The organism is Staphylococcus parequorum, assembly GCF_039237145.1.
Taxonomy (GTDB): domain Bacteria; phylum Bacillota; class Bacilli; order Staphylococcales; family Staphylococcaceae; genus Staphylococcus; species Staphylococcus equorum_A.
The window spans coordinates 148,393-170,017 of the sequence record NZ_CP150682.1 but is presented as its reverse complement, the minus strand read 5'-3'; the positions used below and the strand labels follow the sequence as shown (position 1 = coordinate 170,017).

Annotated in this window: 21 protein-coding genes; 19 read left to right on the top strand and 2 right to left on the bottom strand. The window is 34.5% G+C overall.

Features of this window, described 5'->3' with window-relative positions; genetic code table 11:
- Positions 1–81 precede the first annotated feature (81 nt).
- From AAA453_RS00790 to add, 12 genes are all read left to right on the top strand, one after another.
- Entirely contained in the window at positions 82–1,227 is a 1,146-nt protein-coding gene (locus AAA453_RS00790; RefSeq protein ID WP_069814921.1) for a globin domain-containing protein, read from the top strand.
- 421 nt (positions 1,228–1,648) lie between these two features.
- Positions 1,649–2,377 (top strand): phosphoadenylyl-sulfate reductase, encoded by a 729-nt coding sequence (locus tag AAA453_RS00785; RefSeq protein WP_069814909.1) that lies wholly within the window; start codon positions 1,649–1,651, stop codon positions 2,375–2,377.
- A 331-nt stretch (positions 2,378–2,708) separates the two neighbouring features.
- Entirely contained in the window at positions 2,709–4,532 is a 1,824-nt protein-coding gene (locus AAA453_RS00780; protein ID WP_069814907.1) for an assimilatory sulfite reductase (NADPH) flavoprotein subunit, read from the top strand.
- 20 nt (positions 4,533–4,552) lie between these two features.
- A complete protein-coding gene (gene cysI, locus AAA453_RS00775; RefSeq protein WP_427705605.1) occupies positions 4,553–6,262 on the top strand; it encodes an assimilatory sulfite reductase (NADPH) hemoprotein subunit in 1,710 nt (569 codons plus the stop codon).
- A gap of 23 nt (positions 6,263–6,285) precedes the next feature.
- Positions 6,286–7,059: a uroporphyrinogen-III C-methyltransferase gene (cobA, locus tag AAA453_RS00770; protein ID WP_069814904.1), complete on the top strand. Its 774-nt coding sequence runs from the start codon at positions 6,286–6,288 to the stop codon at positions 7,057–7,059.
- 14 nt (positions 7,060–7,073) lie between these two features.
- On the top strand, positions 7,074–7,814 hold the full coding sequence (locus AAA453_RS00765) for a sirohydrochlorin chelatase (RefSeq protein ID WP_427705602.1): 741 nt from the start codon (positions 7,074–7,076) through the stop codon (positions 7,812–7,814).
- 36 nt (positions 7,815–7,850) lie between these two features.
- On the top strand, positions 7,851–8,462 hold the full coding sequence (locus AAA453_RS00760) for an NAD(P)-binding protein (RefSeq protein WP_427705599.1): 612 nt from the start codon (positions 7,851–7,853) through the stop codon (positions 8,460–8,462).
- A 25-nt stretch (positions 8,463–8,487) separates the two neighbouring features.
- Entirely contained in the window at positions 8,488–9,393 is a 906-nt protein-coding gene (locus tag AAA453_RS00755; RefSeq protein ID WP_069814898.1) for a sulfite exporter TauE/SafE family protein, read from the top strand.
- Between the two features lie 22 nt (positions 9,394–9,415).
- Entirely contained in the window at positions 9,416–10,594 is a 1,179-nt protein-coding gene (gene sat, locus AAA453_RS00750) for a sulfate adenylyltransferase (protein WP_069814896.1), read from the top strand.
- Between the two features lie 18 nt (positions 10,595–10,612).
- Positions 10,613–11,212, top strand: coding sequence for an adenylyl-sulfate kinase (gene cysC / locus AAA453_RS00745; protein WP_427705596.1), 600 nt, complete (start codon positions 10,613–10,615; stop codon positions 11,210–11,212).
- A gap of 72 nt (positions 11,213–11,284) precedes the next feature.
- Positions 11,285–11,485, top strand: coding sequence for a hypothetical protein (locus AAA453_RS00740; RefSeq protein WP_069832263.1), 201 nt, complete (start codon positions 11,285–11,287; stop codon positions 11,483–11,485).
- A gap of 181 nt (positions 11,486–11,666) precedes the next feature.
- Positions 11,667–12,647: an adenosine deaminase gene (gene add, locus AAA453_RS00735; RefSeq protein ID WP_427705593.1), complete on the top strand. Its 981-nt coding sequence runs from the start codon at positions 11,667–11,669 to the stop codon at positions 12,645–12,647.
- Positions 12,648–12,936: 289 nt separating this feature from the next.
- Here add and AAA453_RS00730 read toward each other — a convergent pair whose 3' ends face one another.
- Complete coding sequence (locus tag AAA453_RS00730) at positions 12,937–13,539, bottom strand: class I SAM-dependent methyltransferase (RefSeq protein ID WP_427705590.1); 603 nt, start codon at positions 13,537–13,539, stop codon at positions 12,937–12,939.
- Between the two features lie 255 nt (positions 13,540–13,794).
- On the opposite strand from AAA453_RS00730, the gene AAA453_RS00725 reads away from it, so the two are divergent.
- A complete protein-coding gene (locus AAA453_RS00725) occupies positions 13,795–14,976 on the top strand; it encodes an FtsW/RodA/SpoVE family cell cycle protein (protein ID WP_427705588.1) in 1,182 nt (393 codons plus the stop codon).
- Between the two features lie 18 nt (positions 14,977–14,994).
- Positions 14,995–15,561, top strand: coding sequence for a phosphatase PAP2 family protein (locus AAA453_RS00720; protein ID WP_069814977.1), 567 nt, complete (start codon positions 14,995–14,997; stop codon positions 15,559–15,561).
- Positions 15,562–15,902: 341 nt separating this feature from the next.
- On the opposite strand, the gene AAA453_RS00715 is transcribed toward AAA453_RS00720, so the two are convergent.
- Complete coding sequence (locus AAA453_RS00715) at positions 15,903–16,688, bottom strand: VLRF1 family aeRF1-type release factor (RefSeq protein WP_069814884.1); 786 nt, start codon at positions 16,686–16,688, stop codon at positions 15,903–15,905.
- Positions 16,689–16,936: 248 nt separating this feature from the next.
- Here AAA453_RS00715 and AAA453_RS00710 point away from each other — a divergent pair, with 248 nt between their 5' ends.
- The 5 genes from AAA453_RS00710 to hemH all read left to right on the top strand — a co-directional run bounded on the left by AAA453_RS00710 (position 16,937) and on the right by hemH (position 21,612).
- Entirely contained in the window at positions 16,937–17,335 is a 399-nt protein-coding gene (locus AAA453_RS00710; protein ID WP_427705586.1) for a hypothetical protein, read from the top strand.
- Between the two features lie 39 nt (positions 17,336–17,374).
- Positions 17,375–17,707, top strand: coding sequence for a general stress protein (locus AAA453_RS00705; RefSeq protein WP_069814880.1), 333 nt, complete (start codon positions 17,375–17,377; stop codon positions 17,705–17,707).
- Between the two features lie 21 nt (positions 17,708–17,728).
- Positions 17,729–18,625, top strand: a complete 897-nt coding sequence (locus AAA453_RS00700) for an ABC transporter ATP-binding protein (protein WP_069814879.1) — start codon at positions 17,729–17,731, stop codon at positions 18,623–18,625.
- Position 18,626: 1 nt separating this feature from the next.
- Complete coding sequence (locus tag AAA453_RS00695) at positions 18,627–20,216, top strand: ABC transporter permease (RefSeq protein WP_069814877.1); 1,590 nt, start codon at positions 18,627–18,629, stop codon at positions 20,214–20,216.
- A 448-nt stretch (positions 20,217–20,664) separates the two neighbouring features.
- Entirely contained in the window at positions 20,665–21,612 is a 948-nt protein-coding gene (hemH, locus tag AAA453_RS00690; RefSeq protein WP_069814875.1) for a ferrochelatase, read from the top strand.
- The last annotated feature ends 13 nt before the right edge of the window (positions 21,613–21,625 follow it).

Genomic DNA, 21,625 nt, shown 5'->3' with positions numbered 1-21,625 from the left:
GTGTGAAATAAGTTTCAATTTATTGTAAGTAATTGAAGTTCGTATAATAATGGATATATACAAAATATTAGGAGGGCCAATATGTTAACTCAAGAAGAGATACAAACAATTAAAGAAACAGTGCCATTACTAAAAGATAAAGGACAAACGATTACATCAATTTTTTATAAGAGACTCTTTGAACAACATCCAGAATTAAAAAATGTATTTAATCAAACTAACCAAAAAAGAGGATTACAATCTTCAGCACTTGCAATGGCTGTATTAGCAGCAGCTGAAAACATCGAAGATTTGTCACCGATTGTTCCAGCGATTATGCCTGTTGTATACAAACACTGTGCATTACAAGTTAAACCCGAACATTACCCAATTGTTGGTGAAAATTTAATATGGGCGATTGAAGAAGTGACTGGTCTTGAAGATGAAGATCCAATTATCCAAACATGGATTAAAGCTTATGGAGAAATTGCTGATGCGTTTATCGGTTTAGAAAAAGAAGTTTACAGCAATATGGCTTGGGATGGTTTCAAACCATTTGAAGTTACTGAAATCACTGAAGAAACTGAGATTATTAAAGCATTTACAATTCAATCAGAGGATATTGATTTAAGTCAATTTGTTCCTGGTCAATATATTACTGTAGATATTACGAGTGAAAAACTACCTTACCAAGCTAAGAGACATTACTCTATCGTTGATGGTGGTAAAGACTTCTTAACATTTGGAGTTAGAAAAGATGTTACTGAAGCGCATGAAGGTGAAGTATCAACAATTCTACACGATGAAGTGTCAGTTGGAGATACGTTAAGCTTATCTGCGCCAGTAGGTGGTTTTGCTTTAGCGAATAAAGAAAATAAACAATTATTCTTAGGTTCAGGTGTGGGCGTTACGCCACTTGTCTCTATGTATAAAGAAGCGGTCGACGCAGGTTTAGAGTCAACATTCTTACAATCAACATCTAATGCGCAAAATGTCGCTTTTGAAAACAAATTAAACGATATTTCTGATCGCGCTTCATTTGCACGTTTTGACACACATTTCCGTGATGAAGACGGCTTTATTGAAGTAGCACAACTACAACAATATGTAGATAATGAAACAGAAATTTATATTTGTGGTGGCGATTCATTCTTAAAAGCAATGATTTCTGAATTACAAACAATTGGCGTGCCAATGGATAATATTCATTTCGAAACATTTATTCCAAGACTTAGTTTTTCAGCATAATTATTAGATAAAATTGAATTTATTTTATGAACTAGCGCCAATGACATTTAATTGTTATTGGCGTTTTTGTCATTTGATTAAAAATAAATTATGATCTTATAAAAATTAAAATAAGAAAAATATTTTTAAAAAATAAGAAATGTTGATGTAACGTGTTTTACAACGTTGTTAATGAAAATTACATTATTATAATTATTATTTAAAAATAATTATCAAAAACATTTTGAACACGCTATGTTAAGCGCTTACATTTCACGAAATTATACTGTTTTTAATAGAAACTATAGTTTAAAAGTACGCTTGACATAAAAAATTACAATGAGTAAAGTATGTATCATAATTATTTTCGAATAATTCTAAAGACTAAAAATGATATGAATTTTAAACACAGCACATTAAAGAAAAGGGGATGAACCCATTAATGTCAGAGGAAAAAATAACATATGAGCACTTTAAAACCGACGCTTTTAGTGACTTAGATATTTCAGATGAAACTAAAGGTGCACGTCAGGTTATCGCATGGGCATATGAAACGTATGGTGATTCGATTGTTTATGCATGTAGCTTTGGTGCGGAAGGCATGATTTTAATTGATTTGATTTATAGTGTTAGAAAAAATGCTGAAATCGTATTTTTAGATACAGATCTTCATTTTCAACAAACCTATGATTTAATCGATAGAGTCAAAACGCGTTATCCAGAACTGAATATCAAGCTTAAAAAGCCAGAATTAACACTAGATGAACAGTCAGAGCAATTCAATTCTGCACTTTGGAAAAATGATCCTAATCAATGTTGTTACATACGTAAAATTAAGCCACTGGAAGAAGTGCTATCAGGTGCTACAGCTTGGGTTTCAGGATTGCGTAGAGAACAATCGCCAAGTCGTCAATTTACAAATTATGTAAACAAAGATGAAAGATTTAAATCAGTAAAAGTGTGCCCGCTTATTCATTGGACCTGGGATGATGTATGGCATTATATTAAAAAACATGATTTACATTATAACGAACTACATGATTTTAATTTTCCGAGTATTGGCTGCATACCTTGTACATCAGCAGTTTCAACTTCCGGAGACTCAAGGGAAGGTAGATGGAGTAATTCTAACAAGACAGAATGTGGTCTTCATACTACTGAAAAACCATAATTTAGATTAAGATTCTTTTTTTTACTATTAATCCTTAGTATACACATCGGATATGTATAGAATGAAAGCATTATTTATTCAATAAATATATTATGAGTAAGATATAGAGCTGTTTTTCAGACATGAGCTTAGGACATGAATATATATATCAAACTCAATTATTAAATTGGCAATAGCTGACTGAATTGAAAATATGCTTATGCAGGAGCTTCAGCCCTTGTATTTCATTTTCTAGTCATCCTTGTCGGTCTGGGCTCATACAACGAAATCTTATTAGAAAAATTAGATTTCTGTCCCACTCCCATAAAAACAAAAAAGAGGTGAACTTGCGGTGAATTTATCTGTATCAAATAGTCCATTTAATGAGCATCAAGCAGACCAACTCAATCAGGTCGTTAGCATTTTAACCACAGAACAAAAAGTTTGGTTGAGTGGTTATCTTTCAGCATATCAAAACACTTTAGTCAGTGATGCTGAAGCCCCACAGCAAGTAGCAGAATATGTATTAAACAGTGAGTCAGAAGACAATGTTGATAGAAATATAACAATACTTTATGGCTCAGAAACTGGTAATGCGCAAAGTTTGGCAGAAATTTTTGCAGATCGATTAGTAGAACATAACTACACTGTGAAATTGACTGCAATGGACGAGTTTAAACCTAAAGACTTGAAAAAAGTAGAAGATTTATTTGTGATTTCAGCTACGCATGGTGAAGGTGATCCACCAGATAATGCACTTACATTTCATGAATTTTTACATGGCAGAAAAGCGCCTAAATTAGAAGGTGTACGTTATTCAGTACTTGCTCTTGGAGATGAATCATATGAGTTCTTTTGCCAAACAGGGAAAGACTTTGATGCTAGATTTTTAGAATTAGGCGGCGAACGTTTAGTAGCAAGACGTGATTGTGATTTAGATTTTGATGAGCAAGCTGAAGCCTGGATGAATGAAAATATTCAACAACTCAACCAATCATCGAGTCACAAAGAATCAGTAATACTAGCAGAAACAGCACAGGCTACAAAAGAAAAGCGTTATTCCAAGTCGAATCCATATGAAGCAGAAGTATTGGAGAACATTAATTTGAATGGCCGAGGATCTAACAAGGAAGTAAGGCATATTGAGTTTTTACTAGATGACTATGGTGAGACATATGAACCAGGTGATTGCTTAGTCGTAGTGCCACAAAATAATCCGAATATTGTGGCATTACTTATTGAAACTTTAGGTTGGCATGCTCAAGACGAAATTGCTATTAATTCGAATGGTGACAAGCTCACGCTCGAAGAAGCATTACGAGATCATTTTGAAATTACTAAATTAACAAAGAACTTAGTGCTAAAAGCCTCAACGTTATTTGAAAATACGACATTAACCGAGCAAGTAGAGGATACGTTATGGATACAAAGTTACATAGAAGGTCGAGATTTAATCGATTTATTAACAGATTTTCCACCGAGTCAATTTAATTCACAGTCATTACATCAATTGTTAAGAAAGTTACCACCGCGAGAGTATTCTATCGCAAGTAGTTTTCAAGCAAATCCAGATGAAGTGCATATTACAGTCGGTGCAGTAAGGTATGAGGCTCACGAACGTGAACGTGATGGTGTTTGTTCCGTACAATTAGCCGAACGCTTACAACCCGGAGATAGTATACCAATTTATTTGAAGAAGAATCCTAATTTTAAATTTCCATTTAACGAAGAAATACCTGTAATAATGATTGGCCCAGGTACCGGAGTTGCACCATTTAGATCATATCTTCAAGAGCGAGAGGAACTTGGATTAACTGGTAATACATGGCTGTTTTTCGGAGAACAGTACTTTACTACAGATTTTTTATATCAAACAGAATGGCAAACTTGGTTAAAAGATGATGTATTAAGCAAATTAGATGTAGCATTTTCACGCGATTCAGAAGAAAAAATTTATGTGCAACATCGTATTGCTGAACAAAGTGCAACATTTTACGAATGGATAATGAATGGCGCTGCATTATATATATGTGGTGATGAAAAACAAATGGCTAAAGATGTGCATGAAACGATTCGCTACGTATTAGAACAAGAAGGCGGCATGTCTGAAACAGATGCCGAAGCGTATCTTACACAAATGAAAAAAGAAAAACGTTATCAAAGAGATGTTTATTAAAAGAGAGGTAGGGATGATGTATGGCTGAAACGAATGTGAGTTTTTCTGACAAACTCGATGAATTAGAACGTATCAAAGAGCATAGTAATTATCTCCGTGGCACGATTGTTGAAGGTTTAGCAGATAGAATTACTGGTTCGATTACAGAAGATGATACAAAACTTTTAAAGTTTCATGGCAGTTATATGCAGGACGACCGAGATATTAGAGATGAACGTCGTAAGCAAAAATTAGAACCGGCATACAGTTTCATGATCAGAGTACGTGCGCCAGGCGGTGCTTCAACGGCTGAACAGTGGATTGCGATGGACGATATTGCGAATACTTATGCCAATGGAACAATCAAACTTACGACAAGACAAGCATTTCAATTTCATGGCATTTTAAAGAAAAATTTAAAAAGTTCTATGCAAAGTATAAATCAGGCATTACTAGATTCTTTAGCAGCCTGTGGTGACGTGAATCGTAATGTGATGTGTAATCCGAATCCTTATCAGTCTCATGTACATGGTGAAATTAATCAAATTGCGAATGACATCAGTCGACACTTGTCACCGAAGACGCAAGCCTATCACGAAATTTGGTTAGATGGTGAGAAAGTATTAGATACGAGTGATGCAGAACCTGAGCCAATGTACGGTAAAACATATCTTCCACGTAAATTTAAGATTGGTATTGCAGTGCCACCTTCGAATGATATCGATGTTTATTCACAAGATGTTGGTTTGATTGCCATTATAGAACAAGACGAACTCGTCGGTTTCAATGTAACGATTGGTGGTGGCATGGGAATGAAACATGGCAATACAGCTACCTATCCTCAAGTAGGTCGGCTGATTGGCTATTTTCCTAAAGCAGAAGTTGTGGACGTTTGTGAAAAAATATTAACAATTCAACGAGACCATGGTAATCGTGAAGACCGTACGAACGCACGTTTTAAATATACAGTAGATCGCAAAGGCGTAGAGTGGGTTAAAAATGAATTAAACGCACGTCTTGGATGGCAATTAGAAAGTGAACGACCATATCATTTTGACCATAATGGAGATCGCTATGGTTGGACAGAAGGCAGCGGTAAATGGCACTTCACGCTATTTATACAAAATGGACGAGTCAAAGATACGGATGACTATAAATTAAAAACAGCGTTAAGAGAAATTGCTCAAATCCATAAAGGTGATTTTAGACTAACCCCTAACCAAAATTTAGTTATTGCGCATGTTTCTGACAGTGAAAAGCCAAAGATAGAAAAAATCATCTCAGAATATAGTCTGACAGATGGCGAACATTATACAGGCTTAAGACGAAACTCTATGGCGTGTGTTGCTTTTCCGACTTGTGGTTTAGCGATGGCTGAATCCGAACGTTATTTACCATCACTTATTGGAAAAATCGAAGAATTATTAGATGAAGCAGGATTAAACGACGAAGAAATTACGATTCGAATGACAGGTTGCCCTAACGGATGTGCCAGACCTGCATTAGCAGAAATTGCATTTATAGGTAAGGGCCCAGGAAAATATAACATGTACTTGGGTGGCGGCTTTACAGGCGATAGATTAAATAAAATTTTCAAAGAAAATATAGCAGAAGCTGAGATTTTAGAAAGCTTGAGACCTATATTAATCCAATATGCGAAAGAAAGAAACGAGGGTGAACATTTTGGTGATTTCGTCATACGTGCAGGCATCGTAGCCGAGGTTAAGGACGGTCAAGTATTTCATAGCTAATAAATTGAGAAGGTGGTGTCAAGATGGGCAAAGTATTTTTAGTAGGCGCGGGTCCAGGCGATCCTGATTTAATCACAGTAAAGGGATTAAAAGCGATTCAACAAGCAGACATCATTTTATATGATCGACTAGTAAACAAAAAGTTATTAAGTCATGCATCGCCGCAAGCGAAGTTTATGTATTGTGGGAAAGACCCTTATCGTCATTCTTTATCACAAGAAGATACGAATAAGTTGTTAGTGAATTTTGCGAAAAAAGGTCAAACCATTACAAGATTAAAAGGTGGAGATCCTTTTATTTTTGGAAGAGGTGGAGAAGAAGCAGAAATTTTAGCAGAACATCAAATTCCATTTGAAATTGTGCCAGGTATTACATCAGGTATCGCAGCACCTGCATATGCAGGTATCCCCGTTACACATAGAGATTATAGTTCATCTGTTGCCTTTGTTACAGGTGTGATTAATAAGAATATAGATAAAGATTCGTATTGGAAACATCTTGCTCTCGGTCCAGAAACACTGTGCATTTATATGGGTGTCAAAAAATTACCAGAAATTAGTGAACTATTGATTAAACATGGACGTCCCATTGATACACCGGTTGCTTTGGTTCAGCTTGGTACATCAGAGAATCAAAAGACAGTGGTTGGTAACTTGATGAACATTGTGGAAGTTGCCAAAGATATTGAAAACCCAGCAATGATTGTCGTAGGCGAAGTGGTCAAATTAAGAGAACATATCAGTTGGTTTGAAGCGGGACAATCAGAAGCGTCACTTGCGAATTTAACATATCAATAGAGGGAGGTCTTAGTATGCGAGGCGTCTTATATGTCAGTCACGGTAGTAGGGTAGATGAAGCTGTTACAGAAGCTGTGAACTTTATTGAATCAGTTAAAAATCAAATCGATGTGCCATTACAAGAAACATGCTTCTTAGAATTAACACTGCCTAATGTGTCACAAGGTTTTCAGCGATTAGTTAATAAAGGAGCAACTGAAATTTCTGTGATACCCGTACTTTTACTAAGCGCAGGACATTATTTCAAAGATATACCGACAGAAATTCAACGAAATCAGCAAATGTACCCACATGTCAAAGTTTCTTATGGAAAACCATTAGGGGTACAACGCCGGTTAACTGAAATACTACATCAAAGAATTGAAGAAACACATATGACACCTAATATGGATGCGAAAGTATTGATCGTGGGCAGGGGGAGTTATAATCCTCAAACACAAAAAGACCTCTCGACAATCAAAGCGCAGTTACAAGATAAAAATATTCATTTAGACATCGAAGTGTGTTATTTGGCTGCGTGTGGGCCTTCATTTGAAGAAGCGCTTCAAGATGCAGTCAATAAAGCACATTCACAAATATTTGTAGTTCCATATTTGTGGTTTACAGGTATTTTAGAACGTCACATAGCAACAACTATAGATGACTATCAAGTAGAGCATGGCATTGTACTGTGTGACCGACTTGGCAACCATAGTCATTTACAAATTGCATTAAAAGAACGTGTAGAAGCAACATTTGAAACTGTAAACCAGTAACAGTCTTAAGTACTCAAGATAGTAAGGAGTGACATAATGCCATTGATTCCACTCATGATTGATATTTCAAATAAGAAAGTCTTTGTAATTGGCGGGGGTAAAGTTGCAGAACGAAGAGTGAATACTTTAGTCAATTATGCCAAAGACATTCATGTGATTAGCCCCACTATTACTGAAAATTTGAAAGATATGGTTCAACACTCAGCAATAAAATGGAGTGAAAAATTATTTGAAATTAACGATATCCAGCAGGCAGATTTCATTGTTGTAGCGACAAATAGCGCATCTACAAATCAATGTGTATTGCAACATAAACCAAGTCACGCAATGATAAATATGGCTGGAGCATCGACCTCAGGTGATGTGGTATTTCCAAGCATATTACGACGTGGCAAGTTGACATTAAGTATTTCTACAAACGGTGCAAGCCCAGCGCTTACAGCACAAATTCTCGCTGAATTTCAACAACAGTTTACGAGTCGTTATGAAGTGTATGTAGATTTCTTATATGAATGTAGACAACGCGTTAAACGGAGTTCGTTATCTTCATTAGAAAAGCAAAGATTTTTGAAATCAATTTTAGCAGATCGTTATTTGGAAAAAGATAACCAAAGAGATGTGGTTAAATGGCTTGATTCACTGAATTAAACACAATTCGGAAGGAGTATGACACATGTATAAGTTATTTATCTTCGCACTTGCAGGATTTCTCGCACAATTGATAGATGGTTCCCTTGGTATGGGATTCGGTGCATCTTCTTCCTCAATATTATTAACTTTCGGTATAGCGCCAGCAATCGCATCTGCAACGATTCATTTTGCTGAAGTTGCAACAACTGCTGCTTCTGGCACAGCACACTGGAAGTTTGAAAATGTGCACAAGCCGACAATGATTAAATTAGCAATTCCAGGCGCAATTACAGCATTTATTGGAGCGGCGTTTTTAAGTCATATACATAGTAATTTAATTAAGCCTTTTATTGCTGTGTTTTTATTAACTATGGGTTTTTACATTTTATACCAATTTTTATTTAAAAAAGACAACCAAGTACAAAAAGATGCAAGTAAAATAGGGCGTTACGCTATGATTCCACAAGGCGCAATTGCAGGTTTCCTTGATTCAATTGGTGGCGGGGGCTGGGGGCCAGTCAACACACCATTGTTATTAGCTCAAAAAAAGTTAGAGCCAAGATATGCAATTGGTACCGTGTCTGCGAGTGAATTTTTCGTGGCACTCTCAGCATCAATTAGCTTTATTATCTTTTTAGGTTGGAGTCAGATTAATTTAGGTTTAGTGGTTTCATTGAGTATTGGAGGGTTGATTGCAGCACCTTTCGCAGCTTGGCTTGTTAAAATTTTACCGGTGAATATCTTAGCGGTTTGCGTAAGTGGTTTGATTATCTTTACTAATAGTAGTTCTTTAATCAGCGTTTTTGACCCAACACCAGTAATATCCATAACAATTAAAGTATCGCTTATTGTCATTTGGATTATTTTAATTACTTATGCGTTATATCAAAATAAAAAATTATCATTTTCAATTTCTAAAAATAAAGCAAACACGAATGAACTAGATTAAAACATAAAGGAAGTGTATAAGTATGACATTAACAACAGAATCAATTGCAAATACGATTGAAGCACATGGTGGGAAACTCATTAACAGAGAAGTGAGTGACTTACTAAAAAAGGAATTATTGGCCGAGTCGAAATCATTATCTACTATTACACTGAATCCATGGAGTTTGTCAGATTTAGAGCTTATTGGTATTGGTGGGTTCAGTCCGTTAACAGGATTTATGAATGAAGCAGACTATACAAATGTAGTAGAAGACTTACATTTAAGTAATGGCTTAGTGTGGAGTATTCCCATCACTTTACCTGTAACTGAAGATAAAGCAAAGCAACTAGAGATAGGAACACGTGTCGCATTATATGGTGAAGACGAGCATTTATATGGCGTACTTGAATTAGAGGAAAAATATACGTACGACAAAGAGAAAGAAGCACAACGTGTATATGGTACTACAGACATTGACCACCCTGGTGTGAAGAAAGTATATGAAAAAGGGAATGTCTATCTTGCTGGACCAATCTATTTACTAGATCGACCAAAGCATGACGATTTTGTAGATTATCATTTAGATCCCGCTGAAACGAGACAATTATTTAATGACTTGAATTGGAAGACAGTTGTAGGATTCCAAACAAGAAATCCAGTACATAGAGCACACGAGTACATACAAAAAGCAGCTTTAGAATCTGTTGATGGACTATTATTGAATCCATTAGTTGGAGAGACAAAATCTGACGATATTCCAGCTGCTGTACGCATGGAGAGTTATGAAGTCATTCTTAATAATTATTACCCGGAAAATAAAGCACGCTTAGTCATTTATCCTGCGGCAATGCGCTATGCTGGTCCACGAGAGGCAATATTACATGCGACAGTAAGAAAAAATTATGGCTGTACACATTTTATTGTTGGACGCGATCATGCTGGTGTAGGTAACTACTATGGTACTTATGAAGCACAAGAGCTTATTTCTAAATATGAAGCAGAGTTAGGAATACAAATTTTGAAATTCGAACATGCGTTTTACTGCAAAACTTGTGAAAATATGGCGACTGCAAAAACATGTCCACATGACGCTTCCTCACATTTACATTTGAGTGGTACAAAAGTTCGTGAAAAGCTTAAAAATGGAGAATCACTACCTAAGGCATTTTCAAGACCAGAAGTAGCAGAAGTATTGATTAAAGGCTTGCAAGAGCAATAATTTAAAGGAGTGAAGTGAATGAACACATCTCAACATATTACATGGCATGAATCCGAAGTTAAAAAAGAAGAAAGACAACGCCGTAACGACCACAAAAGTGTATTGATTTGGTTTACTGGATTATCAGGGTCTGGTAAATCGACGGTGTCTGTTGCGTTAGAAAAAGCATTGTTTCAACGCCAGATACATACGTATAGATTAGATGGAGATAATATCAGACATGGACTTAACAATAATCTTGGGTTTAGTCCAGAAGACCGTACAGAAAATATTAGACGGATTGGCGAAGTAGGAAAGTTAATGGTAGATGCAGGGTTAATCACTGTTTCTGCATTTATTTCACCTTATCAAGCGGATCGTGACACGGTACGTAGCTTATTACAAAAGGACGAATTTATAGAAGTGCATACATTATGCAGTCTCGAGGAATGTGAAGCGAGAGATCCTAAGGGATTGTATCAGAAAGCTAGAAGTGGAGAAATTGCTGGATTTACAGGTATTAGTGCACCTTATGAAACACCAGAAACGCCAGAAATAGTCATAGATACAGAAAAAGATAGTATCGAGCAATCTGTAAATAAAATTGTTAACTATTTGAAAGTGTATCAATATATTTAGATAGATGAGTTAAATCTTGTGGTGTGTTGATTTAAGTATTAAATAAAGATAAAACACGAAAGGGGAATATGGATGGAAATCTTAAATATAATTGCTTATAGTTTGCTTATTATATTGATCTTAGTAGTGTTTTGTGGTGTTTTCCTAGTAAATAAAGGACAAGATAGAAGTTATTTTATGCTAGAGTTCAAAGTGATTGTAGTTATATTGTTCACATGCTTTATAGGCTTAGGTATAACATTAACAATTTTGGGTTATTTTGGAAAACTATAATAAATTAAAGGGCATAAGCGATTTATAATTGATTAGCATCTGTCTTTAATGTAGAGGGTTTTATGGTCATGTTAAAATAATCATGTTATAGTATATGAATTAATTTCTAATAAAATCTTTCTTTGTGTCTACAGTAAAATATAATTATAGTGACATATTGGAAGTAAGGAAGGTTTCGGACATGAATAAAACCATACAAGATATATCTAAAGTAGAACTTCATTGTCATCTCGATGGTTCTACAAGTATAGCGTTAATCAAGCAACTTGCTTCTGAACAAAATATAGTTTTAAAAGAACCCCGTTTGCTCGTAAGTGAAAATTGTGAAAGCCTAGATGAATATTTGCAGTGTTTTGATGAAATATTAAAAGTGCTACAGACAAAAGATAGTCTCAAAAGAGCTGTCTTAGATGTTGCGCAACAAGCGAGTAAAGATAATATAAAGTATATAGAAATTCGCTTTGCACCGTTATTGCATACTGAACACGACTTGTCGTTAGCAGATGTATTGAAAGCAGTCGAAGCGGGCGTCCAACTTGCAACAGAAACGATGGATATCAAAATTAATTTATTGGTTTGTGCAATGAGACAGCATGAAGCTACAGTGAATGAAGCGCTTTTCGATTATCTTGAGCAGAGAGATAGTGAAGTGGTGCGTGGGATTGATTTTGCAGGTCCGGAAGCAGCATTTCCACCGGAAGATATTCGTACCACAATTCAATACGGTTTAGATAAAGGGTTTAATCTCACTTTACACGCCGGTGAATGTGGATGTATGCATAATGTTATGGAGTCTATTAAATTAGGCGCAAAACGTGTGGGTCATGGTGTTGCCATTAATGAAAATGAAGCTGCGTTACAAGAAATAAAGCGAAACAATGTGATGTTAGAAATGTGTCCGAAAAGTAATGTTCAAACGAAAGCGATAAAAGATTTAACAGAATTAAACATACCTTATTTGCTAGAGCAGGATATACCTTTTATTATTAACACGGATAATCGTACGGTCACTCAAACTTCACTAAATGAAGAGTATGCGTTATTAATGAAACATCAATTGATTTCAGTCGAACAGATTGAATTTATCAACTTAAGAGCAATCGAATATGCCTTTTTGTCAGATATTGAAAAAGAAAATTTAAAAGCAGTGATGCAATCATAAAAAAACGAACTTCCAATAGTTGGAAGTGCTCTTAAAGTCTCTGACTTTATTGGCAGTTTTTGTACATGCTTTCCGCGGGCACAGCCTCAGCCTGTAGTCTTCGACTAGTGCTTTCCCCGCAGGAGTCAGCCCAAATCACTGCCATTTTCTAAAACGAAGATATAACTGAATTAACAAAAAGAGAACTTCCGTTTCTAATAAGTGTTAAATAAAGAAATGAATCAACAAAGATGGTCTACGTTCTGAGAGAACTTCCAATAGCTGGAAGTTCTCTTTTTTGTATAACAAATTATGAACGGCCAGTTGCAATAAATAAACTCGCATCTTTATTCATAAATATATTTTCACCTTCATAAAATGTGTGTGATTGGACATGTGTTAAACCTAATTCAGTAAATAGTTGCTGGATATCCGTTTGTTCAAAGCCATTATAGACTTTTGGATGATATACATTTTCATTCTTATTAAAATCAACAAGAACGAGCAGACCACCAGGATTTAATTTCGCACGTAACGCTGTTAATAATGCTTTGTAATCACCGCTGTGAAGTAGTACTAATGAAAGGAAAACTACATCATAGGTAGCGTTAATCTGTGTTTCATCTGAAAGAATATCACCTACATATGCGTGAATCTGTGTTTTGCCTAGTTCAGCAATTTTGCTTTCAAACACCTTGATCATTTGAGGTGCAGCATCCATCATTGTGACTTCGTCAAAATGACGCTCTATATTTAATGTTACTAGACCAGTGCCGCCACCATAATCTAATAGTGACTGATATGAAGTGTTTTCGAACACCTTTTTCACTTCGGCTGCAATTGTATCGGCAAGATATATTCTACTCGGGCCATCGTACTTTTGAGCAATTTGATCAAAACGGTCTTTATTCAAGTTAAAACTCCTTTGTTGAGTGAAATTATTATAAAAAAATCATTCATTTATATAATGGTTATTATAGACATGTTAAGTCGTTAATAGAGTTTATCACAAGATGAAAAGTAGCACAATGTATATTATTTAAAACAGTATATTTAATAATATGAAAATACATGTGTTCAAATAAGTATTAGGTGAGCCTAAAGTATGATTGAGGACATGTTAAAAATATGTTTTACTGGAGTCTATCAGTCATAATGAGGTGAAGTCATGAAGCGATTTTTAACACTGGCGCGCAGGCGTTTAGAAGGTTTGGATTTTAGTATGATTCTCTGTTTTATCATACTTGGTATTATAGGTGTAATGATGGTTTACAGTGCGAGTATGGTATCTGCATCTAAAGGCGCATTAACAGGCGGTGTGCCTATCGAAAGTAATTATTTTATGAAAAGACAATTGCTCTTTTTGGTATTGGGTGTAGTTATTATTATATTTATTGGTAGTTTCGTTAACATTAACGCTTTTAAAGAGAACAATGTACAGAAAATGATGGTGTTAGGTACATTGTTGCTATTGCTAATTACTGTGTTAATTGGTAAGGAAATCAACGGTTCCAAAAACTGGATTAATTTAGGTTTGTTTAGTATTCAATCTTCAGAATTTTTAAAGCTAACCTCAATTTTTTACCTTTCCTATGTGATTAACCAACGTGTATCGAGTCGAAGGGATTATCAGTTGAAACATCTCATTCCACCACTAGGCATCATCGGGATAAGTTTATTACTTGTCTTAATGCAAGGGGACTTGGGCGGTACTTTATTAACAGTAGCGATTATTGCTTGCATACTGATTTATTCAGATTTAAAAAATAAGGTAAAAATTCAAATCATGGCAATCGCAGTGATTCCAATTGTATTTTATAGTATTTATACATTGATTTTTGATGCTAAAAACCTTTACAGATTAAGACGTATTCAAGTCATGATCGACCCATTTAAATACGAAAAAGATGATGGGTATCAACTTACGAGTGCTTTAACAGCAATTGGAAATGGCGGATTTACTGGCAAAGGTCTAGGTAATGGTATTGCTAAATTAGGGTATTTACCAGAACCGCATACTGATTTTATTTTCACGGTTATTTCAGAGGAATTAGGTTTACTAGGTGTATTATTTATATTACTGATTTATGGCTTTATATTAGTTAAAGGACTTATATATGCAAATAAAACCACAAATCAATTTTATAAATTAATTTGCGTCGGTGTCGTAAGTTATTTATTTATGCAAGTGTTCATTAATTTAGCAGGAGTCTCTGGCATCATTCCTTTAACGGGGGTAACATTACCGCTATTAAGCTATGGCGGATCATCTATATTGAGCATAAGCATTGCCTATGGAACGCTATTAGCAGTAGCTAGAAGAATTAATAATGAAAGGAAATTAAACTAAGTGAGAGACTATTTGAAAATGATTTTAATAAGTTTGTGCTTATTGATACTCATGATATGTATACATATAGATTTAACTGATCCATTAGATAATTTTATTTATCAATGGTTACATGGAACGATTAACTCTAATAGTGTCGTTGTATATCTTGAAATAATTTCTAATATATTTGAGCCGTTGCACTGTTTAATCATGATATTGATGATTTTAACACTCGTATTTTTTTATAATCAATTTAAGTTTTGGTGGTATGGATTTTGGTGTTTCAGTGTTTTGTTGATAGGTACATTTTTTAAATATATTATTCAACGACCAAGACCTGATATCAGTATAGATGGCTATAGTTTTCCAAGTATGCACGTGTTAAGTGTCTGTCTACTGGTGAGTCTCATATTATTGTTGAAAAATAATCAATGGCTAACGCTCATATGCGTATTATTGATCATTTCGATTATCGTTTCTAGAATATATCTACGTGCACACTTTTTTACAGATACAATAGGTAGCATACTCATTATAGGGATTATGCTTCAAGCTTTGAAATTGGGTAATGCAACTTCAACTACAACTAAAAATGATAGGTGACATTACTAGCCATGTGTAAAAACACCTCTTTATCAGGTTGTCGACAACGACTTCTACTTTGTTAGCAGTTCTTTTGTGCACGCTTTCCGCGGACACAGTCTCAGCTTGTAGTCTTCGGTTAGTGCTTTATTAACGAGTTAGAAGTCGGCTCAAATCACTGCTATTTTTAATTTAATAAATTTGCAATAACAATGAACAAATCAAAACAAAATTTAAAGGCTTGTCTCCTACAAAAATTAGGAAACAAGCCTTTAAAATTATATGCTAAAGCAAAGTACAGCTTTTAAAATTCAGTACATATTCAGGTGTTTTGATATATTGTGACTAGCATGATTTGAAATTTATTCTTCCATTACTTTGTTTATAATTTCTGTTGCATTTAAATTTAATATATTACTTGGTGTGACTTGGTCAATGTTACGATTGAACATCGTTTTTAATTTTTCTACTTCTTCTTTTTCACCAGCTAAATAGAGTTGGTGCCAGCCTTTCTTCTTAGCATTTTTCTCAATAGTAGCGACTAAACTTTTGAACCAACGCTCTTGATTAGCTTTCACACGTTCTTTATATTCATCTCTTTGCGCGCCACCTTGAGTTAAATCATCGCCTTGTGGTCCGGAATGTTCTCTCCAATCATTAGTATCTAAATCTAGAGTGTAATAATCTTCGTCTACAATTGTACCAATTTCAGTTTCAATCACACGTGCTTTGTCTTGTTGTAAAACTAAAATACCAGTGTAAGGATAGCTTTGTTGTAATGATTTGAGCTGATCTAATTTGGGTTTTGTGTCCCATTTAAATTCTGTTTTTATAGAAATGTTAACGTGTTTTTCGAACCTTAATGACTCGTCGGCAGTCATAAATAAAATAAGACCTCTTTTTAAATTAGGTTCAGCGCCTTGTATTTCAGTTTCTACTTTATTGATAATATCTTTTGCTTGGTTTTTTTCTTCGTGATTGTCACTGCTTTTTGTTTTGTCTGATAAGTCTTTCAAGGCATTTTTTAATTCAATTTTCCACTTTGTTCCTTGTTCGGGACTGGTATCTAAATAAATTGAGAATACTTTTTGATTTTGTGACTTACCATCGAATTGTTCCAAGTTATTAATTTCTTCTTGTAAAAGCATTATATATCACCCTTCATAATTCTTACATACTATATATTTTGCCTTTTTTATAGAAGTTAAACTTTAGATATATTATCAGATCGTATTAGTAAATAAATATAAAATCTTAATAATAATTTTTTACAACAATAAAAGTTAATTTTTAGATTTTAAAAGTGTTTAAAAGCGTTTTCAAAGGGAAAATTAACTATAATATTGGAAAAAGATAACTTGAATTGAAAATTCACACGAATAAAGGGGGAGTATGTATGGCTACGCTACTATTTCTTGTAACGATACTTTTCATATTAGTCATTTACTTACTTGTTAAGCTAAAGTATACAAAGGATTTTAAAGCTTCAAAAGATAAGCGTCACAGAGAAAGACGAATTGAAGAATTTGTACAAAGTGCCTATAAGATAGATAACTTAGAAGCAATACATCAAGGGCGTGCGCATCTCGAACTCATTTATAAACGTAAGACAGTAGATGTAAGAAAAGATCAAGTTATTTTTGTTGAAGATGAAGCGCAAGAAAAGGTTGAAACGCAATTTGAAATGACAGATGACATGGTCAGAGATGAATTGTTCGATTTAATGTTAGAGGATACTTATTTTTATATAACTGAAAATCGATATAACAGTTTAATGATTAAGACAAAAAATTAATATATTAATAAGTTGAAGTATTGGAAAGGGAGGATTCTTATGGCACCGGTTGTAAAACCTTATACAAATGACGCGGCTTTAGTAGCGGATGTGAAGGCTTTAAAAGATCGAGGTATTGGTAGCCAAGATATATACGTGCTATCAGATGATAAAGATCGAACTGCAGAGGTCACTGAAAATATAAAAGTTACAGCAGTTGATTACAATAAAGTTGATATAGATGAAGATTTTGATTCGAAAGCTGAAGAATTAAGAGAAAAGCTTAGCATATTAGGTGTGCCTTCTAGTGATGCAGATCATTGTGAGGCAGAAATGAAAGAAGGCAATATCATTTTAATTGTTACTGATTTTAGAGTTAAAGGACTGTTATAAATCATGTAAAGGGTGGTGTGTATGACCCTACTTAAAATTCATAATTTAACAAAACGCTTTGGTAAATTCTATGCTTTAGATGGTGTGGATTTAGAACTCAATGAGGGTGAAGTTTATGGGTTTATTGGACCAAACGGGGCTGGGAAATCAACGACAATCAAAGCAATATTAGGTATGTTGAAACCAACGCAAGGTACTATTGAAATTTTTGACAAAAATGCGCTGAAAGATGCAGTAGCCGTGCATAAAGATCTTGCTTTTGTGCCTGGCGATGTCAATTTTTGGCCAAATTTAACTGGTGGAGAAATTATAGATTTCTTTCTTAGTCTTCATCCTAAAGCAAATTACGATAGAAAAAATGAATTAATTAAACGCTTTGAATTAGATACTACTAAAAAATGTAGTGCTTATTCTACAGGAAATCGTCAGAAAGTAGCGTTAATTACTGCGTTTAGTATTGATGCAAAATTATATATCTTAGATGAACCTACTTCTGGTCTTGATCCTCTAATGGAAGAGGTTTTTCAAGAATGTATAAGAGACATTAAAAATAATAACAAAAGTGTATTACTCTCAAGTCATATTTTAAGTGAAGTAGAAAAATTGTGCGATCGCGTAGGTATTATCCGTAAAGGGAAGATGATAACTTCTGGGACTTTAGATGAGATGCGCCATCTTACACGCATGCAATTCACCGTAGAAAGTGGACAGCAATTAGGCGCGTTAACACAAGTGACAGGTGTGCATAATGTGAGGCAAGAAGACAACACATATTATTTTGAAGTTGATTCAGATAAAATTTCTGCTGTCATTGAATATCTAAGCCGCTTTGAAATTAAAAAATTAGAATCTACGCCACCAACACTAGAAGCAATATTTAAACGATATTATGAAACCACAGATGAAGTAGGTGAATGATATGAAGCAATCATTTTACCAAACCTCAAAGTTATTTTATTTTTATGTAAAAAGAAATAGTAAAAAAATGATTTTATGGGTGGTTTTATTAACTGCTTTAACGTTAATGATTCCACCTGCTTTTGAGTCGATGTACCCGAGTCAATCTAAGATGAGTCCTATCATCGAGATGTCAAAAAATCCTGCGATGCAAGCGATGCTTGGTCCGGCTGATTTTGATGATGTAAATATTGGCGTGCTTTTTACGCATGAAATGACTTTATTCACAGCAATAATGGTAGCAATTATGAATATTTTAATAGTATCTCGAGACACACGAGGCGATGAAGAAGACGGTAGAATAATCATTTTAACTGCATTGCCAATTGGTAAACAAGCACCTTTGATGGGGCATCTAATTCAGACTTTATTACTTAATGTCAGCCTAATCATATTACTCACTTTAGGGCTAGCGTCGTTAAACGTTGAGGGTATAGATTTAGTAGGTGCATTTTTATATAGTTCAGCTTTAGGTGTATTTGGTATGATGTTTGCTGCGTTGCCCATGTTCGTTGCCCAATTTGTATCATCTAGTAGTGAGACGACTGGTGTGAGTATCGCTTTATTGCTCATTATGTATTTGATTAGAGCGTTTGGAGATGTAGCCAATGAGACGCTATCTATGTTTTCACCGATGGGCTGGTTGTCTAGAACGTATGCATTTTCAGAAGATCATTGGTGGCCGGTGTGGTGCATTTTAGGCCTTACAGTTATCATTGCTATATTTGCCTTTGTGTTAAATGGTTTGCGTGATATCGATGCTAAATTATTACCACAGAAAAAAGGGAGCCAACATGCGAAGTGGTACATGAAGTCTCCACTAGGTTTACAAATCAGATTACAAAAAATGAGTTTTATATATTTTGCTATTGGATTATTTATACTTGGATTATCATATGGCTCTATTTTTGGAAATTTAGACGACTTTTTTAAAGATAATCCATTATTACTGTCTATGTTAGAAAATCCAAATGGAGATTACGTCAAACAATTTTTACCGCAATTAATGTTGGTGATGGCAATAATCAGTACGGTGCCTACGCTGTTAGGTTTATTTAAAATAAAGAAAGCGATAGATAGAGGGTACGCGATGCTTGTATTAGCCAATCCGCTTTCGCGTATCAAGTACTTACTGAGTTTTCTAATTATCAGTGTGGTGAATGCGGTAGTGATGATTTTTGTCGCAGGACTCGGTTTGTATGTTGGCCAATTCTATTCAATGGATACACCACTCGACTTTAACATGGTCATTCAATCGGCTATTGTCTATATACCAGCCATACTGAGTTTTGTTGGTATAGGAACTGTCGTAATTGGATGGGGCATAAAGTTAACGACTTTAGTCTATGCTTATCTCGCTTATACTTTTTTAGTGAATTATTTAGGTACTTTACTGAATGTGAAAGATTGGATGAAAGATATCACACCATTTGAGCATATACCAAGTTTGCCTATAGATGATTTTACAAGTGGGCCGATAATCAGCCTTATGCTTATTTTTATTATACTATGTGTCATAGGTGCGGTCGGATTTAACGAAAAAGATATATAATGACTATAATAAAAATGATTTTGTATAATGATGAATCGTGATGTGAATTGAATATAATCACTAAAAAGAGTTGCCAAATTGTTGGCAGCTCTTTTTTTGCCATATTAAATACTATTTCACACTCGCTTGCCAAGGGTATAGCCACGGTCTTCAGATGTTCAACTCGTGTTAAATTGTTTGGTGTGAGGCAGGCCTTTATTATGTACACTACCAATATATAAAATATAGATTATTGCAAGAAAGTGAAGTGTTATTTTACTATTTAATAGTAATAAAAAATAATGAAAACGCATAATTCATTATCACTTATAAGTATGTATTATCAATTCAAATGATATATTAAATATTTAAATATAGACTTTAATCATTTTTACGTTATAATAGATTATAATAATTACAAATAGATAATTATTGTAAAGAAGAGCAAGTTAGTGGAGGTGCACTTAACATGAAACGTGTAGCATTATTATGTATGTCTTATGGTACGCCATATAAGGAAGAAGATATTTTACCTTACTATACGCATATCAGACATGGACACGAACCAAGCCATGAAGCATACATAGATTTGAAAGATAGATATGAATATATTGGTGGCGTATCACCTTTAGCAACAACGACTGAAAAACAAGCTGAAACATTATGTCATACACTTAACTCAATGACGAGTGACATAAGCTATGAATTATATATAGGTTTGAAACATATACATCCATTTATTGAAGATGCGATAGATGACATTAGTGCGGCAGGCATAGACGAAATCGTCAGCGTAGTTTTAACGCCGCATTATTCTTCATTTTCAGTAGAAATGTATAACCAGCGCGCATCTCAATATGCAAATGAGAAAAATATTAAAGTAACGACATTGGATCAATTTTATAAAGAAGAGAAATTCATTCAGTATTGGGTTGATTCAGTAAATACACAATTGAATTTAATACCTGAGGAAGCGCATCAAAAAACAGCAATTATCGTTTCGGCGCATAGTCTTCCAGAAAAAATATTGGAACATAATGATCCTTATCCAAGTCAACTTGAAGAAACAGCACAGTTAATCCAATCACGAATTGGACATAACCATGTTTTTAACGGTTGGCAATCTGAAGGTAACACTGGGGAACCTTGGATTGGACCAGATGTGCAAGATTTGACTCAAACATTACATGAACAATATGATTATCAAAACTTTATATACGTTCCATTAGGTTTTACATGTGAACACTTAGAAGTCTTATATGATAACGATTATGAATGTAAAAAAGTTTGCGATGATTTAGGTTGTAATTATTATAGAGCTGAAATGCCTGGCTCAAATCAACTGTTTATTGAAAGCATTGCAAATGCAGTCATCAATAATTATAAAGAAAAGAATCACTTAACTGCGGTAAATTAAAGGAGATAATATA

What these genes read in the sequence shown, in the direction of transcription:
- AAA453_RS00700 (WP_069814879.1), top strand. Translation starts at nt 17,729, where the DNA reads ATGACCCTACTTAAAATTCATAATTTAACAAAACGCTTTGGTAAATTC.
- AAA453_RS00755 (WP_069814898.1), top strand. Translation starts at nt 8,488, where the DNA reads ATGTATAAGTTATTTATCTTCGCACTTGCAGGATTTCTCGCACAATTG.
- AAA453_RS00710 (WP_427705586.1), top strand. Translation starts at nt 16,937, where the DNA reads ATGGCTACGCTACTATTTCTTGTAACGATACTTTTCATATTAGTCATT.
- cysC (WP_427705596.1), top strand. Translation starts at nt 10,613, where the DNA reads ATGAACACATCTCAACATATTACATGGCATGAATCCGAAGTTAAAAAA.
- hemH (WP_069814875.1), top strand. Translation starts at nt 20,665, where the DNA reads ATGAAACGTGTAGCATTATTATGTATGTCTTATGGTACGCCATATAAG.
- AAA453_RS00785 (WP_069814909.1), top strand. Translation starts at nt 1,649, where the DNA reads ATGTCAGAGGAAAAAATAACATATGAGCACTTTAAAACCGACGCTTTT.
- AAA453_RS00790 (WP_069814921.1), top strand. Translation starts at nt 82, where the DNA reads ATGTTAACTCAAGAAGAGATACAAACAATTAAAGAAACAGTGCCATTA.
- AAA453_RS00715 (WP_069814884.1), bottom strand. Translation starts at nt 16,688, where the DNA reads ATGCTTTTACAAGAAGAAATTAATAACTTGGAACAATTCGATGGTAAG.
- cobA (WP_069814904.1), top strand. Translation starts at nt 6,286, where the DNA reads ATGGGCAAAGTATTTTTAGTAGGCGCGGGTCCAGGCGATCCTGATTTA.
- AAA453_RS00765 (WP_427705602.1), top strand. Translation starts at nt 7,074, where the DNA reads ATGCGAGGCGTCTTATATGTCAGTCACGGTAGTAGGGTAGATGAAGCT.
- sat (WP_069814896.1), top strand. Translation starts at nt 9,416, where the DNA reads ATGACATTAACAACAGAATCAATTGCAAATACGATTGAAGCACATGGT.
- AAA453_RS00760 (WP_427705599.1), top strand. Translation starts at nt 7,851, where the DNA reads ATGCCATTGATTCCACTCATGATTGATATTTCAAATAAGAAAGTCTTT.
- AAA453_RS00705 (WP_069814880.1), top strand. Translation starts at nt 17,375, where the DNA reads ATGGCACCGGTTGTAAAACCTTATACAAATGACGCGGCTTTAGTAGCG.
- AAA453_RS00740 (WP_069832263.1), top strand. Translation starts at nt 11,285, where the DNA reads ATGGAAATCTTAAATATAATTGCTTATAGTTTGCTTATTATATTGATC.
- AAA453_RS00720 (WP_069814977.1), top strand. Translation starts at nt 14,995, where the DNA reads ATGATTTTAATAAGTTTGTGCTTATTGATACTCATGATATGTATACAT.
- AAA453_RS00695 (WP_069814877.1), top strand. Translation starts at nt 18,627, where the DNA reads ATGAAGCAATCATTTTACCAAACCTCAAAGTTATTTTATTTTTATGTA.
- AAA453_RS00725 (WP_427705588.1), top strand. Translation starts at nt 13,795, where the DNA reads ATGAAGCGATTTTTAACACTGGCGCGCAGGCGTTTAGAAGGTTTGGAT.
- add (WP_427705593.1), top strand. Translation starts at nt 11,667, where the DNA reads ATGAATAAAACCATACAAGATATATCTAAAGTAGAACTTCATTGTCAT.
- cysI (WP_427705605.1), top strand. Translation starts at nt 4,553, where the DNA reads ATGGCTGAAACGAATGTGAGTTTTTCTGACAAACTCGATGAATTAGAA.